The sequence below is a fragment of the Streptococcus mitis genome, from assembly GCF_946188685.1.
Lineage (GTDB): Bacteria > Bacillota > Bacilli > Lactobacillales > Streptococcaceae > Streptococcus > Streptococcus mitis_CC.
Genome location: NZ_CAMHWH010000004.1, coordinates 186,145 through 202,000, shown reverse-complemented (window position 1 = coordinate 202,000; position 15,856 = coordinate 186,145). Strand labels below are relative to the sequence as shown.

Here is a 15,856-nt window from a genome sequence, read left to right as displayed (position 1 = left end):
ATAGTCCGTACGGGATTCGAACCCGTGTTACCGCCGTGAAAAGGCGGTGTCTTAACCCCTTGACCAACGGACCTGAGTTGTTATTTTCAACTCTTACTATTATACCCACTTTTCAAACTTTGTCAACTACTTTTTTTATCTTTTTTAATTAATTTTACAACTGCTTCAGTTCGAGCGGTGTGCGGAAACATATCGACCGACTGGATATAATGGATATCATAGACTTCTACCAACCTTACCAAATCACGAGCCAAGGTAGAAACATTGCAAGAAATATAGACCATTTTTTCTGGTACATAGGTCAGAATTGTATCTAATAACTTATCGTCCAGACCTGTACGCGGTGGATCCACAATCAGAGCATCTGCTCGGTAGCCTTCCTTGTACCAGCGAGGAATAGTCTCTTCTGCTGTTCCTGCTTCGTAATGTGTATTGTCAAATCCCATTCTTTTAGCATTTCGCTTTGCATCTTCAATGGCTTCTGGAATAATATCCATACCTCTGAGTGTTTTAACTTTCTTTGCGAAGGCAAATCCAATCGTTCCAACTCCACAGTAAGCATCTATCAAATGGTCTTCTTTATTAACATCCAGCGCTTTTACCGCCTCGCTATAGAGGACTTCTGTTTGTTCAGGATTAAGTTGATAGAAAGCTCGAGGAGATAGTGAAAATTCATAATCAAGAACACCTTCTTGAATACTCTCTTCTCCCCAGATAATCTCTGTCTTTTCACCATAAATCTCACTGGTTTTAGCTGTATTTGTATTCACAGCTACTGTCACCACTTCTGGAAAATCTTTAACCAAGTCTTTTACCAGTTGGGTTAAATTAAGCTGGCGATTTGCAACAATAATAATCTGAACCTGTCCAGTCTTTCTAGCTCGTCTAACCATTATAGTTCTAACACCTAGGTTTTTTCTCTCATCCGTGATTGGAATCTGGTGATAAGTAAGTAATTCTGCTAGACGATTAGCAATAACTTGAGTTTCCTTGTCTTGTACCAGGCAGTCTTTCAACTCTACTAAGTAATGAGAGTTTTGTGCATATAAGCCCGCCTTGACCTGATTTTTAAATTTTCGAGTCTGAAATTGTAACTTGGCACGATAGTACTTGGGTTCCTGCATTCCAATCGTCGGGCGGATTTCATAATTTTCATATCCTGCAGGGGCAAATTTTTTTAGCGCTTGATGAAGTAAGTCCGTCTTGAACTCCAGTTGTTTATCATAATGCAGGTGCATGATTTGGCAACCTCCGCATTCATTGTAAATAGTACAAGCTGGCACAACTCGAAATTTAGACTTCTTGTTGACCTTTAGTAATTTTGCTTCAACAAAGTTACGTTTAATAGAAGTAATCTGACAATAGATATCTTCTCCTTTTAAAGCTCCAGGTACAAAGACTAAGGTTTTTTGGTAAAAACCGATTCCCTCACCATTAATTCCCATGCGCTTGATTTTTAATGGTATTTTTTGTTTCACTTTCAGATTCATACCCCTATCTTATCACATTTTGAGTTATAATAGAACTATGAAAATTACAAAACTTGAAAAGAAAAAAAGACTCTATCTGATGGAGCTTGATAATGACGACAAATGCTACATTACTGAAGATACTATTGTTCGTTTTATGTTATCAAGAGACAAGGTTATAAGCCAAGAAGAATTAAAAGAGATTCAGGACTTTGCTCAATTTTCTTATGGTAAGAATCTAGCCCTCTACCACCTATCCTTTAAAGCACGCACTGAAAAAGAAGTCAGAGAATATCTGAAAAAATACGATATTGATGAAAACATCCTTTCTCAAGTCATTATTAATCTTAAAGAAGATAAGTGGATTAATGATGGCCAGTACGCTTATACTATCATTAACGCCAATCAACTTTCAGGAGACAAGGGGCCTTATGTACTGACTCAGAAACTAACACAAAAAGGGGTTCCAAAATCTACTATAGAAGAGAACTTGAAAGAATTTGATTTTTCTGAAGTTGCTCAACGTGTAGCCAATAAACTATTGAAAAAATATGAGGGAAAACTTCCAGCTCGTGCCTTGCAAGATAAGATAATCCAAAATCTGACCAACAAGGGGTTTTCCTATTCTGATGCTAAAACTGCCTTTGACCAGTTGGATAGTCAAGTTGATGAAGAAACGACTCAGGAACTCATCTTCAGGGAACTTGATAAGCAATATTCTAAGTATGCCCGAAAATATGAAGGATACGAACTTAAACAGCGTTTAACCCAAGTTTTAGCACGAAAGGGCTACGATTTTTCGGATATAGCAAGCGCTCTCAGAGAATATCTTTAATATTTTCATGTAAAATTCACAGATTTTAGGTAATTTTATGGTACAATAGTAAACGATAAACTTATAAATTGTAGAAAGTTGGTTAGTTATGAAGCTTCCAAAAGAAGGCGACTTTATTACAATTCAAAGTTATAAGCATGATGGAAGTCTCCACCGAACTTGGCGGGACACCATGGTACTAAAAACAACAGAAAACGCCATTATTGGTGTCAACGATCATACACTGGTTACCGAAAGTGATGGTCGTCGTTGGGTCACTCGAGAACCGGCTATTGTTTACTTTCACAAGAAATATTGGTTTAATATCATTGCCATGATTCGCGATAATGGAATTTCCTACTATTGTAATATGGCTAGCCCCTACTATCTGGATGAAGAAGCACTGAAGTATATTGATTACGATTTGGATGTTAAAATTTTTACAGATGGGGAAAAACGTCTCTTGGACGTTGAGGAGTATGAGCGTCACAAACGCAAAATGAATTATTCTGATGACTTGGACTATATTTTAAAAGAACATGTCAAAATTCTTGTTGATTGGATTAACAATGGACGTGGTCCTTTCTCAGAAGCCTATGTAAACATTTGGTACAAGCGCTATGTAGAACTAAAGAATCGGTAAAGTTGTCAAACTAGGGTGAAAGCCCTGGTTTTTTATTTGAAAAACCCAGCTTTTCAGCTGGATTGGTCTCTATATGTCTAATTTAGTAACAGTAAATTTGATATGGGAATAGTCTTTTTCAATATCCTTATCCAGCAAGAAAGCTGTAGCATCTTTCTTAACCTGAACAAGGTCAATATTCTGAGCCTGGGCGGCATAGACACATCCACAATAACATTGACGATAGATATCATACTCCTCACACATCTCTACCGAACGTTTGTAGCCTTGATTTTTCTTGAAATCACTTGGAAGATAGTGGGTTGTATAAATTTTTTGCACATCGATTCCGATGCTATTAATGGTTTGAGAATTCTTATGAGGACTGATGGTCAAGGCTGAGCCAAAGTAGTCAAATCCCAAGTCCATAGCCACTTGAGCTGTCTTATCTAGTCGGTAATCAAAGCAAACCTTGCAACGGTCGCCACCTTCTGGCTCCTCCTCTAGTCCCCTAACTAGTTTTCGGTATTCATTTGGTTCGTAGGGAGCTTCTAGGTACTGAACCGTATTTCCTGTTCGCTCATTAAAATCACTAACAAATTTCTTGGTGACGTAAGCCCGCTTATGGTATTCTGCCTTGGGATGGATATTAGAATTGGCAAAATAGATGGTCACATCTGCATACTTGGTCAAATATTCTAGGGTATAGGTACTGCAAGGGGCACAGCAAACATGCATGAGAATGGTTGGCCGTTGCTCATTTTTCTCCCATACTTGTACCATCTTCTGCATGACACGGTCATAATTAATCTTCTGATTGGGGTTCATCTTGCTCAGAATTTCTTCTACATCGATCATGTTCTTCTCCTTTTTCTAGTCTTATTTTATCATATAAGTTAGGAGAGCTCAAATCAATTTAGAAGTGAATAGCATAAAAAGGAGGGTTAGTCATTCCCTCCTTTTGTGTTTTTTATAAGTTGTTTTCTATAGAAAGCTTACATCATCCCACCCATCATACTTGGATCCATTGCTGGAGCTGGGGCTGCTGGTTCTGGTTTATTGGCTACGACTGCTTCTGTAGTCAAAATCAAGCTGGCTACAGATGCTGCATTTTGTAGAGCTGAACGACTCACTTTAACTGGGTCGATAATCCCTTGATCAATCATGTTAACCCATTCGCCAGTTGCTGCGTTGAAGCCTGTACCAACTTCAGCATTTTTCAAACGATCGATAACGATAGAGCCTTCAAATCCTGCATTGTGGGCGATTTGACGAACAGGTTCTTCCAAAGCACGGAGAACAATATTGCGACCCGTTGCTTCGTCTCCTGTTAATTCCAAATCAGCTACGGCAGGGATAACATTTACAAGGGCTGTTCCACCACCTGCAACGATTCCTTCTTCAACAGCTGCACGAGTAGCGTTGAGGGCATCTTCAATGCGGAGTTTCATTTCTTTCAACTCAGTTTCAGTTGCAGCTCCGACCTTGATAACTGCTACACCACCTGACAATTTCGCCAAGCGTTCTTGCAATTTTTCACGATCAAACTCAGAAGTTGTGGTTTCGATTTGAGACTTGATAACTGCAACACGGTGAGAAATCGCTTCAGGATTTCCAGCACCTTCTACGATAACAGTGCTATCTTTGTCCACAGTTACTCTCGCTGCTTGACCAAGAGCTTCAATTGTAGCATCTTTCAACTCAAGACCAAGGTCTTCTGTGATAACTGTTCCGCCTGTTAAGATGGCGATATCTTCAAGCATGGCTTTGCGACGGTCACCAAAACCAGGTGCCTTAACTGCTACTACGTTGAAGGTTCCACGAATCTTGTTCAAAACAAGAGTTGGAAGAGCTTCGCCATCCACATCATCCGCAATAATCAAGAGTGGACGATTGCTTTGGAGAATACTTTCTAGGAGTGGCAAGATTTCTTGGATATTTGAAATCTTCTTATCAGTAATCAAAATGTATGGATTTTCAAGATCAGCTACCATTTTTTCGCTATCTGTCACCATGTACTGTGAAAGGTAACCGCGGTCAAACTGCATTCCTTCCACAACTTCCAGTTCTGTTTCCATACCACGTGACTCTTCGATAGTGATGACACCATCTTTGCCAACTTTTTCCATGGCTTCAGAGATGTACTCACCAACTTTTTCAGAACGAGAAGATACGGCTGCAACCTGAGCGATAGCTTCTTTGTTGGCAACAGGAATAGCATTGTTTTTCAAGACTTCAACTGCTGCAGCAACTGCTGTTTCAATCCCACGACGAATTCCGATTGGATTGGCACCTGCTGTGACATTTTTGATTCCTTCACGGACAATTGCTTGGGTCAAAACAGTTGCAGTTGTAGTCCCGTCACCTGCGATATCATTGGTTTTAGAAGCTACTTCTGATACCAATTTGGCACCCATATTTTCAAAATGGTCTTCCAATTCGATTTCTTTGGCAATGGTCACACCGTCATTGGTAATCAAGGGTGAACCGAATGATTTTTCAAGAACGACATTGCGGCCTTTTGGTCCCAAGGTTACTTTAACAGTGTCTGCAAGGATATCGACACCACGGACCATAGCTGAACGAGCATCAGATGAAAATTTAATTTCTTTTGACATACTTACTTTCTCCTTCTATTTTTCAATGATAGCCAAGATGTTAGCTTCGCCTACGATGATGTACTTTTCATCGCCATCTTTGACATCAAGACCTGCGTGAGCTTCAACCAAGACACGGTCTCCAGCTTTAACACTTGGAGCAACCAAGTCACCGTTCAAGGTACGAACACCTTGTCCAGTAGCCACAACTTGAGCTGTTTTGGTTTTTTCTTGGGCTGAACCTGCGAGGACAAAACCTCCAACAGTTTGTTCTTTTTCTTCTACTTTTAAGACCACACGGTCCCCTAATGGTTTCAACATCTGATTTCCTCCATAATGAGATAGATATCATTAGCACTCTTTATACCTGAGTGCTAATTTATAGTTCTATTGTATCACTTGGTCAGAAATAGTCAAGGAAAAAGTCTGACTTTCTGAGGATGAATAGATAAATTTCTTTATCCTAATTTTGCACTTTAATAATGTAGAATTTTAACGAACATAATTTATGGAATTAGCATTTTTGTTAATTCTTTTATAAAAATACCGAAACTCTAAATCCTTATATTACGCATATATAAAAAACAACGATTATAAACCGTTGCTTTTTTACATACTATTAATATTTCAATCCTGGATTGAAAAATCCTAAGGCTACTCCCACAAGTGCAATAACTACCAATAATAGCATCACCCAATTTGGAGAAACTTTCTTTTTAGCCATCAGCCACCAACATAGAACAATAAAACCTGCTGTTAAAAGACCTGGATAAACACCATCAATCTTTTCTTGTAAGTTTAAAAATGTTTCTCCATCTCCATTTTTCAGCTCTAGCGCCGTAGTGACAGATACCCAAGTTGCTGCAACAGCTCCTATGACCATACCACCAACAACACTAATTGATTTTCTTAGTGCCTGACCTTTAGGACCTACTAAAAATTCTACTGCTTTATCTCCAAGTTCATATCCTTTAAAATAAGCAAAACGCATTCCAAGATAGACTAATAGATTCCATGCAATAATATAGAATATTGCACCAGAAATATTTCCTCCTTTAGAAAGACCTAGAGCTATCCCCAAAAGAACAGGAATTAATGTTCCTACAATAAGTGAATCTCCAATACCTGCAATAGGCCCCATTAGACCAGCTCGCATTCCATTGATGGTTTCACTATCTACGGCATCTCCATTTGCACGCGCTTCTTCCAACCCAGCTGTTATCCCAACTACTAGAGAACCCAACTGCGGCTCAGTATTAAAGAATGCTGTGTATGTTTGCATAGCTTCTTTTTGCTCTTCCTTAGTATCATACATTTCTTCTACAATTGGAAGCATAGAAGTTAAATATCCAAAAGTTTGCATATGTTCTTGAGAAAAACATGTCAGATGTCCATAGAACCAGTGGTGAAATGATTTTGTTAATGTTTTTCTTGATATTTTTTTTCGACTCATTCTAAATATCCTCCTCTTCATCAAATCCCATATCACTGACAACCGCTGTCGTACGGGCAGATTTAATAACTTCTAATTCATAATAAATTACTGCAAAAATTAATGACACAACACCACTTGCTACTAAGTTCAAGCCTAAAGATTTTGCTAACGTGAACCCGACAAAGAAAGGAATAAAGTCTGTTGTTTTTGTAACAATTTGTTTCAAAAGTATTGCAATACCCACACATGGAAGGAGTGCTCCTACAGTAAATAGAGACTTCATTACAAAACCATCCATCGGAAGATATACTTTCATAAGATCAACCATATCTGGTCCAAATTTTGTAATAATCATTGTTGGTAAGAAAGAAAAGATAAAGTGTGAAATCCAAGGATATACCCAATCAACAGCATATAACTTCTTAAAATCACCTTTCTCTACAGCTTTCCATCCAATGTGTTGCCAAAGCAAATTCATAGTAGCTGTACCATAGAATAAAACAGTTCCAATTGTTCCAACCGCAGCTCCAATTGGCGCTGCTGCTGCTGCAATCGCTACTTCACCTGAAATATTATTTGCATGAACAAATAGGATAGATAACGGAATTCCGATATAAGAAATTGCCCGTACATCGGCAGATACAGTTCCACCAGGTGTCACTAAGGCAATATATAATACCTGTAAAGCCACACCAACGATTACCCCTGTTGTTATATCTCCTAATATTAAACCTACAATTAAACCACCAACTAATGGACGCCCCAAAGTATAGTTACCAATACTGGATCCCCCCATACCTGGCATCGATGCTAAACTTGCAAACAATCCTAAAAGAGCTGCTTGAATCCAAGAAATTTCCATCATTTTGTCTCCTTATTTCATTATTAAAATCCAAATTTTGATTTAAAATCACTCCAATAGCCAATAGATACATCTGGTAATAATTGGAATCTAACTTTGTAACCTGCTTTTTCAATTGCTTCTAGTGCAACTGCTTCCTCTTGAGTAATTGATTGATTATTTCCCAACTTGATAGCACCTGGTCTATCGTTAGCAGGTCCTACAATAATCTCTTTAACATCTCCTGGAATAAAGCCCTGATCTACTAAAATCTCTTTCATATCAATTGGATTCTTAGTAATCAAAAAATATCTACTATCTGATTCTGTTACTTTAGATGATTTTTCTTTAAATGCTTCCTTTGTCCAAACAAATGTTTTTTTATCTGACGCACCTTTATAGGCCTGAATTAAAACCTTATTGGATGCAGCAGCATCATTTACTGCAATTAATCCATCACATGGATGTTCTTTTGCCCATCTAGTGACTGTTTGTCCATGAATCATTCTATCGTCAATTCGTACAAATGTTACTACCATAATTTTTTATCCCTTTCCTTATATAACTAAATATCGTCTTCTTCATTAAGATTATCATCCGATCCGACTTCAAATTCCTGTAGAGCTGAGGATGATTCGTTTAATATCGTAGAAACAAGTTCACTTCCAGTCAGAATGTCTTTCATCACCACTGCTGTAAGTGCCATTGTTAAGTTCATACCTCCCAAAATAGTTGCATTCTCTAATTTTCCAAATTCTTCTAATACTGTTGCAACAGTTGTTAAAGGACTTCCCCCAACAATATCTGCTAAAACAAGAACCGAATCATTTTCATCCAGAGACGCAATAACATTCTTGACCTCTACAGAAAAACCTGCAAGACTTTCTCCATCTTTTAAGCCAATCGCTATGACATCATCTACCTTATCCGAAGCAAACATAGAAAGAGATGATTTCAATCCCTCTGCGAGTCCTCCATGACTGACTAATATCAAATATTTCATATTTCCCTCCTTTTATTGATTTCATTCTATCATCCTTATCTTCACTTTATAATTGTTAAATGTCACAAAAGTTTATTGATAAATGTCAATAAAAAAATGACAAATGTCAATAAAGACATCTGCCATGTTCATATTATTTAAGAACAAATAATCTCGACATCTATTTAAGGGTTCCTATATCTAGTTCTTTTTGTAACTTAATAAGACTACCTTCAATATCCGTGTTATTTTCATCCATAGATAATGCTTCTAATCTTTCTTCTATTCCAACCAATGATTTTGAATCTATTCCTTTTGAAATAGTTGTAATTGAATTTTTCATTATATAATCCAGTGAAGTAGTCGTTAAGGCATTTTGACCAATCATTCCTTTCTTCATCAACTCTTCACTCTTCAAACTAGTTACTACCTCTGGTAATACTGAGCTTCCTTGACCCTTATTAAATAAATTTTGTTGAATTTCACGATTAATTGTTAAAAATTCTATAAACGATACGGCAAGGTTTGAATTGCGAGCACGCGAAGAAACTACGTATAAGGAAGTATCTGTTACAGTCGAACGAATGTCTTCCTTAGCCGTTGGCAACGAAATACATGTCCAGTTAAAATTTGTATATTTGGCCACATGATAAGGAAAAGGTTTGTATGTACGATATTGTGCCAAACTCATTGGATAAAAGGCCACATGTCCTTCATCAAAATCTTTATAGGTTACTTTGTAGCGTCCGTTTAATTGATTCAATCCCCTTATATAGGATAAAGCATCCTTCATTTCTGACGAATCTATACGAGGAATCCCGCTCTCAGAAATAGTAACACCAAAGGCTGCTAGAGATTCTTTCCAACTATATCCTGTTATCCCAAATTGATCAACGATTCCATCTCCATCGGTATCTTTTGTAACTTTTTTACTAATCTCATAGAGATCTTTCTGTGTCCACCCTACTTTAGGAATTTCAATCCCCTCTTTTAAAAGTAAATCTTGATTTACACACATCAACATGGGATTGCTTTCATATGGAAGACCGTATAAATCATCTCCATATTTTGCTGCCTGCAAAGATACATCATAGAAATTAGAGACATCTTCTTGAGATAAATAGGAATTTAGGCGCTTTAAAATACCCTTTGATGCAAATAAAGATAATTGGTCGCTTGATAATAGAAATACATCCGGTTCAGAACCTTTTAAAATTTGACTTGAAATCCAATTAGAATACTCCTCCTTAGGAATACCTGAATCATATACAATTTTAACCCCTGGATGAAGCTCTTCAAATTTCTTAATAGCCTCATCTAGTACATAGCTGTTATTCCCTGTAGGAATTCCCCAACTAGAATCAGAATAAAAACCCAGTCTAATAATCTTTATCTGCTTGTTTTCCCAAATAAGAAATAAACTCAAGCAACTTAGTACAAACAGTATCGCTAGAAACAATTGCTTTACTTTCATTTATCCATTTCCTTCGAAAAATTCTTTTGTGTCACACCTGTTTGTACAGCCCATATGGCTAACTGTGTCCTATCTCTCAAATTTAGTTTTGAAAGAATGATAGAAAGGTAATTGCGCACTGTTCCCTCGGATAAAAAAAGATTACTGGCAATTTCCTTATTTGATTCTCCAAATGCCACTTGCTGAATAATTTTCCATTCTGTCAGTGATATATTTTCAATATTCTCTTCCTTCACAGTAATAGAAAAATTGGTCTGTGCCATCTGCGAGAACAATTGAAATACCTTACTAGCTATATTAGGATTAATCATAGCTCCACCTTTATACACTGTCTGAATGGCTTGATATAACTCGTCGGTTGAAACTCCTTTTAATAAATAGCCAGATGCACCGTATTTTAAAGCACTAAAAATGAATTCGTCGTCATCAAATGTTGTTAAGATTATAATTTTTATATTTGGAAAAAGTTTTTTGATTTCTTTTGTAGCCAATACTCCATCCATTCTGGGCATTCTAATGTCCATTAAAATTATATCCGGTTTTACAGTCATAATGTTATCCATAGCTTCAATACCATCACCAACAACGGATACAACATCAATATCAGCATATACTGATAAAATGATCTGCAAGGACTCTCTAATTAACGCCTGATCATCTGCAATCATTACCTTTATCATATACTTCACCTCCTATTTTTGGAAAAACTATTTTAGTGTAAAATCCTTCCCTATTTTCAAAATGAATAGAACCACCTAAAATAGAAACTCGCTCTCTCATTTGTTTCAAGCCATACCCAATTTGTAAGTCGTCAAAACCTATTCCATTATCATGCAAAACTATTATGTTGTTATCCTCACTCATAAAGTGAATGCTCATTTTACTAGCATGTCCGTGACGAACAGAATTTGTCATAGATTCTTGTATAATCCTAAAAATAGTATCTTCCTGTATAACATCTAAATCAATATTTCCCCATTCATATTTTAAATCGACAGAGAGTTTAGATAGAGATTCATACTCACTAATCATTAATATTAGAGCATCTTTTAAACCATTATTTTGCAAAGCTCCTGGTCTTAGTCTATGTAATGATCCCCTAACATCTTTTATCCCCTCTCTAACTGCATTTGAAACATTTTTCAACTGTTCTTTAGCACGGATAGGATGAACATCAATTAGTACAGAAACAGCATCAATCCCTGCTGAAATTCCTGTCAACGCATGTCCTAGAGTATCATGAATTTCCCGAGCAATTCTTTTCCTTTCTCGATCTTCAGCGATTTTCTCTGATAACGATATGTAATGATTCAATTCAGTGTTGACTCTAGATAACATTTTAAGCTCTTCCTCAATATTATGATGTTCTTTAATCACGTATAGGATATAAGACAATAAAGAGATGATGAAAATAATAACATTTAATGATGTCAATGCATTTTCTAAAAATAACACTATACCTCGTATGGAAGATGGATAAAATTGGATATAGGTAGCTAGAGATGGAACCTTTATAAATAGTGACAAGATTTCATAATCTGTTAAAAGTAATATTAAAAAACTCAAGAAAATAAAAATAATCCAGGAACGTTTACTATCAGAGTCTTGAAACTCTCTTGAACTATAGAATATATCAGCAAAAACTAATAATATTATTCCATTGTATGACAGATTTTGTGACCATATAACACCAATCATTAATACTATTTCAAACAAATTCCATTTTGAAAAAATTGGCCATTTTTTCTCAGTTGAGTACATTTTATAGGTAGATATAAAAATAATACCGACGAAAAAAATAATTGAATACCAAAAAATCTGGTCAGGTGATTTTGAAATATTATTTAATTCTCCCAATAAGAGTATCATCTGTCCCTTTGAAATTACATAGTTTGTAATCTGTATATACAAAGCTCCATTGTATATAATGGTTAGAAAATTAATTAATAAAAGCAAAATTATAGAGTACTGAACACCTTTTACCTGTTTCATTACTGCCACCCATTAATATCAAACTGAATTATATTATTTTTATCAACAAATTGTACAGGTATAGTATATAATTCTTCAACTTCTTCTTTTTTTACTAATAAATCTATTGTTTCCGATACTTTTCTACCCATATGAGATGGAAATTGAGCAACTGTTCCCGTAACTTCATCTGTTGTAGCTAATAAATGCTTCATATCTGGTGAACCATCTATTCCGTAAATAAGTTTTTTTGAAGTTATTTTCAATTCTTTAATTGCTGCTAGAGCTGCTAGAGCTCCTATAGCTGCTCTATCATTTAAAGCCACTATAGCATCAAATTGTAAACCTTCAGATAACGCATCACCTACAGTAGTCATAGCATACTCTGTTTGACCAACTGTTTCTCTTTCTGAGATAATTTGGTAATGTTCTTCTGATTTTATTGTATCCAAAAAGCCAGTTATTCTCTGGTTAGCTGATAAAGCATCTTTGTGCGTTAACAAAAGAATATGAGCATTTGAGGTGCGTTTCATCAAATCCTTGGCAATTAATATCCCAGCATGGTAATTATCAGAAACTATGCTCGTATCAACTTTTATATTATTCAACTGACTATCTACTGCTATAACTCTAATTCCAAAATTCTTTGCCCTACTTAACGCTTCTACTATTTGCTCGCTATCACTCTTAACCGGATTAATAACAATAACATTCACTCGCTTCTCTATAAATTCATCAATTTGTTTACTCTGTTTTTCTTCACTCATCTCTGCATCCCGAGTATACAATATCTGACCTTCTAAATCAGAATAGCGTTGAATCTCATTATGTAAATGTCTATAAAATTCACTATTCATTGTCATATAAGTCGCTCCAACTTTTATTTGTCCCGGAATAGGATCTGTCTGACTCACATGAGTATAAATCGCAAAAACAAATACGACTACTGTACAAAATATAATTTTGACGATTGTTCTTGTATAATCTCTACTCATTTCAACCTCCAAAAAGTTTCAACTAGTTCATTGTAACACATTTAGACAGTATAAAAAAGCCTGAGAACAACTCAGACTTTTTAATGCTTAAAATGGCAATTCTTCCTCTTCCAAGACCAAATCCGCCAAATCCTGTCCTGCATTATTTTCACGAATGGCACGTTGAGCACGACTTTCCAAAAGTTGGAATCCTGTGACAAGTACTTCAGTCACATAATTCATTTGACCATTTTTCTCAAAGCGACGGGTACGAAGTTCTCCATCCACAGAGATAAGACTACCTTTAGTTGCGTAGCTGGCCAAGCTTTCTGCTAGTCTGCCCCATAGAACCATATTGACAAAGTCAGCTTCGCGCTCCCCATTTTGGTCTTTGTAACGACGATTCACAGCAATGGTTGCACGCGCTACTGACTTGTCATTGTTGGTTTTGTGCAATTCTGGTGTAGACGTTAAACGTCCAATCAAGATAACTTTATTATACATATTTTCTTCCTCCTACTTATCTATTCGTAGGAAATCAAAAAAAGTTACAGAAATTTGTAACTTTTCGAGAAAATTTTTTATTTTTTATGAACCATGAAACCTGTCGCCTGTTGATTGGCCATGATGGTCATATCTGTAATCTGCACACGACGAGGTTGACTGGTCACATAGACTACTGTGTCTGCAATATCCTGAGCTTGCAAAGCTTCGATTCCTTGGTAAACGGACGCAGCTCGTTCTTTATCACCGTGAAAACGTACCGTCGAAAAATCTGTTTCGACAATCCCAGGCTGAATGGTTGTAACCTTGATATCCGTTGCGATGGTATCAATTCGCAGTCCATCCGAAAAGGTCTTAACCGCTGCCTTGGTAGCTGAGTAAACAGCGGCACCCGCATAGGCGTAGATTCCTGCGGTTGACCCCATGTTGATGATATGTCCTTGATTGGCTTTTACCATTGCTGGCAAGAAAGAGCGAGTGACTGCCATCAAACCTTTGACATTGGTATCCAGCATGGTCAACATATCCAACTCTTCATAGTCCTGATAAGGTGCTAAACCTAGAGCCAGTCCGGCATTGTTGACCAGAATATCAATCTGACCTATCGTTTCTAGAATATTGGAGCAAACAGTCTTCACCATGGTCATATTCGTCACATCTAGTTGAAAGGTCCAGACATTTTGATTTGGATAGGTTGCTGCAAACTCCGACTTGAGGGCTTCGAGCCTGTCTGTCCGTCGTCCTGTTAGAACAACATTCTCCCCCTGCTCCAGATAAGCACGCGCAATCGCTTCACCGATTCCTGAGGTCGCCCCTGTAATCACTACATTTTTTGCCATCTTATTTCCTTCTAGCTGGTCTATCAGATACTAACAAGTTCCTAGGCAGTCCAGTGTTTGGCTGGGTCAAATGGAGTTCCGACAACTTGGGCTTCTGATAATTCAATAACCCCTCGTTTTTGCGGAGCATTTGGCAAATGCAATTCACGAGGACTGCACATCATGCCAAAACTCTTTTCACCACGAAGTTCTCCTGGGAAAATGAGATTGCCTTTTGGCATCATAGCTCCAGGAAGAGCTACAATGGTTTTCAACCCGACACGCGCATTGGGAGCTCCTGCAACGATTTGCACTGTCTTGTCACTTGCGACTGCAACTTGGCAGATGTTGAGGTGGTCACTATCTGGATGGGCTACCATCTCGACAATCTCACCAACAACAAACTTAGGTTCCTTGTCATTGACAATTTCTTCTGTAAAACCTTCCGCCTGTAATTCTTGGTTCAAACGAGCGACTTGTTCATCTGATAAAAAGACTTGACCTCGCTCTGCAATTTCAAAGAAACTTGAAACTTCGAAAATATTCCAAGCTACTGTTTCTCCATTCTCTTTTAGAAAAACACGGGCTACCTTGCCTTTGCGTTCTACATCCAGTTTGGCATCTCCGCTATTTTTCACGATGACCATAAGGACATCACCGACATGTTCTTTGTTATATGTAAAAATCATTGTTTCTATTTTCTCCTATTTCAGTCCTGCTAAAAAGTCATTAATTTGTTGCTTGCTTTTACGGTCGCGATTGACAAAACGACCGATTTCCTTGTCCTTTTCTAGAACAACAAGGCTAGGGATTCCGTAAACATCCCAGAGTTTAGCCAAATCCATATACTGGTCTCGGTCCACTCGAATAAAGGTGAACTCTGGATTGGTCTCCTCAATCTCTGGCAAGGCAGGATAGATATAACGACAATCGCCACACCAGTCTGCTACAAAAAGAAAGACCTTCTTGCCATCTTTTTCTACTAAAGATGCTAATTCTTCTATACTTGCTGGTTGTATCATAAGACTTCCTCCTCATAGACTAGGTCTTCGTTTTCATAGATAAAGGTATAATGACGGCCATCCTCAAAAATGACACCACCGACTAGTCGTTCTAGACTACTTTCATAAACTTGAACATAGAGAGTCGCAATTTCCCCCATATCTGAAAAATGGTCTCGCACAATCGCTGTCAACTCTTCCTGAGTCTTCATGAGCTTATGGTCATCTGCAACTTTTTTCGTAGCAAGGGCAAGGCTCCCAATACCAAGCAGAGCCAGACCTGCCATCAACATTTTTTTAGCTTTCATACCATTCATTTTAACACAAAAAAGACTTTAGGACAAATGAGGAAGC

19 protein-coding genes and 1 tRNA gene are annotated in these 15,856 nt (G+C 37.2%); 2 read left to right on the top strand and 18 right to left on the bottom strand.

Annotated elements, in window-relative coordinates; all coding sequences use genetic code 11:
- Position 1: 1 nt before the first annotated feature.
- Together N8N51_RS05690 and rlmD are read right to left on the bottom strand one after the other, a co-directional pair.
- Positions 2-73: transfer RNA gene (locus N8N51_RS05690), tRNA-Glu, on the bottom strand.
- A gap of 49 nt (positions 74-122) precedes the next feature.
- Positions 123-1,490, bottom strand: coding sequence for a 23S rRNA (uracil(1939)-C(5))-methyltransferase RlmD (gene rlmD, locus N8N51_RS05685; protein ID WP_261103774.1), 1,368 nt, complete (start codon positions 1,488-1,490; stop codon positions 123-125).
- A gap of 37 nt (positions 1,491-1,527) precedes the next feature.
- Between rlmD and recX the strand changes: the two genes are divergently transcribed.
- Both recX and ntdP read left to right on the top strand, forming a co-directional pair.
- Positions 1,528-2,304: a recombination regulator RecX gene (gene recX / locus N8N51_RS05680; RefSeq protein WP_203180777.1), complete on the top strand. Its 777-nt coding sequence runs from the start codon at positions 1,528-1,530 to the stop codon at positions 2,302-2,304.
- An 88-nt stretch (positions 2,305-2,392) separates the two neighbouring features.
- Complete coding sequence (ntdP, locus tag N8N51_RS05675) at positions 2,393-2,926, top strand: nucleoside tri-diphosphate phosphatase (RefSeq protein WP_000775316.1); 534 nt, start codon at positions 2,393-2,395, stop codon at positions 2,924-2,926.
- A gap of 69 nt (positions 2,927-2,995) precedes the next feature.
- Here ntdP and N8N51_RS05670 read toward each other — a convergent pair whose 3' ends face one another.
- From N8N51_RS05670 to N8N51_RS05595, 16 genes are all read right to left on the bottom strand, one after another.
- Positions 2,996-3,763: an epoxyqueuosine reductase QueH gene (locus tag N8N51_RS05670; RefSeq protein ID WP_203180776.1), complete on the bottom strand. Its 768-nt coding sequence runs from the start codon at positions 3,761-3,763 to the stop codon at positions 2,996-2,998.
- A 137-nt stretch (positions 3,764-3,900) separates the two neighbouring features.
- Positions 3,901-5,523, bottom strand: a complete 1,623-nt coding sequence (gene groL, locus N8N51_RS05665; RefSeq protein WP_203180775.1) for a chaperonin GroEL — start codon at positions 5,521-5,523, stop codon at positions 3,901-3,903.
- A gap of 15 nt (positions 5,524-5,538) precedes the next feature.
- Positions 5,539-5,823, bottom strand: a complete 285-nt coding sequence (gene groES, locus N8N51_RS05660; protein WP_000917337.1) for a co-chaperone GroES — start codon at positions 5,821-5,823, stop codon at positions 5,539-5,541.
- Positions 5,824-6,121: 298 nt separating this feature from the next.
- Positions 6,122-6,976 carry a PTS system mannose/fructose/sorbose family transporter subunit IID gene (locus N8N51_RS05655; RefSeq protein WP_033683132.1) on the bottom strand — a complete coding sequence of 285 codons (855 nt, stop codon included), beginning with the start codon at positions 6,974-6,976 and terminating at the stop codon, positions 6,122-6,124.
- The gene (locus tag N8N51_RS05650; RefSeq protein ID WP_078238001.1) at positions 6,957-7,799 is read right to left on the bottom strand and encodes a PTS mannose/fructose/sorbose/N-acetylgalactosamine transporter subunit IIC; all 843 of its coding nucleotides are present in this window, start codon (positions 7,797-7,799) and stop codon (positions 6,957-6,959) included. Before N8N51_RS05650 ends, N8N51_RS05655 begins: the two co-directional genes overlap by 20 nt.
- A gap of 23 nt (positions 7,800-7,822) precedes the next feature.
- Positions 7,823-8,317 carry a PTS sugar transporter subunit IIB gene (locus N8N51_RS05645; RefSeq protein ID WP_020903146.1) on the bottom strand — a complete coding sequence of 165 codons (495 nt, stop codon included), beginning with the start codon at positions 8,315-8,317 and terminating at the stop codon, positions 7,823-7,825.
- A gap of 26 nt (positions 8,318-8,343) precedes the next feature.
- The gene (locus N8N51_RS05640) at positions 8,344-8,781 is read right to left on the bottom strand and encodes a PTS sugar transporter subunit IIA (RefSeq protein ID WP_020903145.1); all 438 of its coding nucleotides are present in this window, start codon (positions 8,779-8,781) and stop codon (positions 8,344-8,346) included.
- 160 nt (positions 8,782-8,941) lie between these two features.
- Positions 8,942-10,234 carry an ABC transporter substrate-binding protein gene (locus N8N51_RS05635; RefSeq protein ID WP_203180774.1) on the bottom strand — a complete coding sequence of 431 codons (1,293 nt, stop codon included), beginning with the start codon at positions 10,232-10,234 and terminating at the stop codon, positions 8,942-8,944.
- On the bottom strand, positions 10,231-10,914 hold the full coding sequence (locus N8N51_RS05630; protein WP_020903143.1) for a response regulator transcription factor: 684 nt from the start codon (positions 10,912-10,914) through the stop codon (positions 10,231-10,233). The genes N8N51_RS05635 and N8N51_RS05630 overlap by 4 nt, the downstream gene beginning before the upstream one ends.
- The gene (locus N8N51_RS05625) at positions 10,889-12,226 is read right to left on the bottom strand and encodes a sensor histidine kinase (RefSeq protein ID WP_203180773.1); all 1,338 of its coding nucleotides are present in this window, start codon (positions 12,224-12,226) and stop codon (positions 10,889-10,891) included. Before N8N51_RS05625 ends, N8N51_RS05630 begins: the two co-directional genes overlap by 26 nt.
- Positions 12,226-13,200: a substrate-binding domain-containing protein gene (locus N8N51_RS05620; RefSeq protein ID WP_203180772.1), complete on the bottom strand. Its 975-nt coding sequence runs from the start codon at positions 13,198-13,200 to the stop codon at positions 12,226-12,228. Before N8N51_RS05620 ends, N8N51_RS05625 begins: the two co-directional genes overlap by 1 nt.
- An 87-nt stretch (positions 13,201-13,287) precedes the next feature.
- On the bottom strand, positions 13,288-13,683 hold the full coding sequence (locus N8N51_RS05615) for a single-stranded DNA-binding protein (RefSeq protein ID WP_064276278.1): 396 nt from the start codon (positions 13,681-13,683) through the stop codon (positions 13,288-13,290).
- 77 nt (positions 13,684-13,760) lie between these two features.
- A complete protein-coding gene (locus tag N8N51_RS05610) occupies positions 13,761-14,522 on the bottom strand; it encodes an SDR family NAD(P)-dependent oxidoreductase (protein WP_064276277.1) in 762 nt (253 codons plus the stop codon).
- 41 nt (positions 14,523-14,563) lie between these two features.
- The gene (ytpR, locus tag N8N51_RS05605) at positions 14,564-15,190 is read right to left on the bottom strand and encodes a YtpR family tRNA-binding protein (RefSeq protein ID WP_203180771.1); all 627 of its coding nucleotides are present in this window, start codon (positions 15,188-15,190) and stop codon (positions 14,564-14,566) included.
- A 15-nt stretch (positions 15,191-15,205) separates the two neighbouring features.
- Complete coding sequence (locus tag N8N51_RS05600; RefSeq protein WP_156011615.1) at positions 15,206-15,523, bottom strand: thioredoxin family protein; 318 nt, start codon at positions 15,521-15,523, stop codon at positions 15,206-15,208.
- On the bottom strand, positions 15,520-15,819 hold the full coding sequence (locus N8N51_RS05595; RefSeq protein WP_203180770.1) for a DUF4651 domain-containing protein: 300 nt from the start codon (positions 15,817-15,819) through the stop codon (positions 15,520-15,522). The genes N8N51_RS05600 and N8N51_RS05595 overlap by 4 nt, the downstream gene beginning before the upstream one ends.
- Positions 15,820-15,856: the final 37 nt, after the last annotated feature.

Coding starts and splice junctions, on each gene's coding strand:
- groL (WP_203180775.1), bottom strand. CDS start 5,523: ATGTCAAAAGAAATTAAATTTTCATCTGATGCTCGTTCAGCTATGGTC.
- N8N51_RS05640 (WP_020903145.1), bottom strand. CDS start 8,781: ATGAAATATTTGATATTAGTCAGTCATGGAGGACTCGCAGAGGGATTG.
- N8N51_RS05615 (WP_064276278.1), bottom strand. CDS start 13,683: ATGTATAATAAAGTTATCTTGATTGGACGTTTAACGTCTACACCAGAA.
- ytpR (WP_203180771.1), bottom strand. CDS start 15,190: ATGATTTTTACATATAACAAAGAACATGTCGGTGATGTCCTTATGGTC.
- N8N51_RS05610 (WP_064276277.1), bottom strand. CDS start 14,522: ATGGCAAAAAATGTAGTGATTACAGGGGCGACCTCAGGAATCGGTGAA.
- N8N51_RS05630 (WP_020903143.1), bottom strand. CDS start 10,914: ATGATAAAGGTAATGATTGCAGATGATCAGGCGTTAATTAGAGAGTCC.
- N8N51_RS05595 (WP_203180770.1), bottom strand. CDS start 15,819: ATGAATGGTATGAAAGCTAAAAAAATGTTGATGGCAGGTCTGGCTCTG.
- N8N51_RS05670 (WP_203180776.1), bottom strand. CDS start 3,763: ATGATCGATGTAGAAGAAATTCTGAGCAAGATGAACCCCAATCAGAAG.
- N8N51_RS05655 (WP_033683132.1), bottom strand. CDS start 6,976: ATGAAGAGGAGGATATTTAGAATGAGTCGAAAAAAAATATCAAGAAAA.
- N8N51_RS05620 (WP_203180772.1), bottom strand. CDS start 13,200: ATGAGTAGAGATTATACAAGAACAATCGTCAAAATTATATTTTGTACA.
- N8N51_RS05635 (WP_203180774.1), bottom strand. CDS start 10,234: ATGAAAGTAAAGCAATTGTTTCTAGCGATACTGTTTGTACTAAGTTGC.
- groES (WP_000917337.1), bottom strand. CDS start 5,823: ATGTTGAAACCATTAGGGGACCGTGTGGTCTTAAAAGTAGAAGAAAAA.
- N8N51_RS05650 (WP_078238001.1), bottom strand. CDS start 7,799: ATGGAAATTTCTTGGATTCAAGCAGCTCTTTTAGGATTGTTTGCAAGT.
- N8N51_RS05645 (WP_020903146.1), bottom strand. CDS start 8,317: ATGGTAGTAACATTTGTACGAATTGACGATAGAATGATTCATGGACAA.
- recX (WP_203180777.1), top strand. CDS start 1,528: ATGAAAATTACAAAACTTGAAAAGAAAAAAAGACTCTATCTGATGGAG.
- N8N51_RS05600 (WP_156011615.1), bottom strand. CDS start 15,523: ATGATACAACCAGCAAGTATAGAAGAATTAGCATCTTTAGTAGAAAAA.
- ntdP (WP_000775316.1), top strand. CDS start 2,393: ATGAAGCTTCCAAAAGAAGGCGACTTTATTACAATTCAAAGTTATAAG.
- N8N51_RS05625 (WP_203180773.1), bottom strand. CDS start 12,226: ATGAAACAGGTAAAAGGTGTTCAGTACTCTATAATTTTGCTTTTATTA.
- rlmD (WP_261103774.1), bottom strand. CDS start 1,490: ATGAATCTGAAAGTGAAACAAAAAATACCATTAAAAATCAAGCGCATG.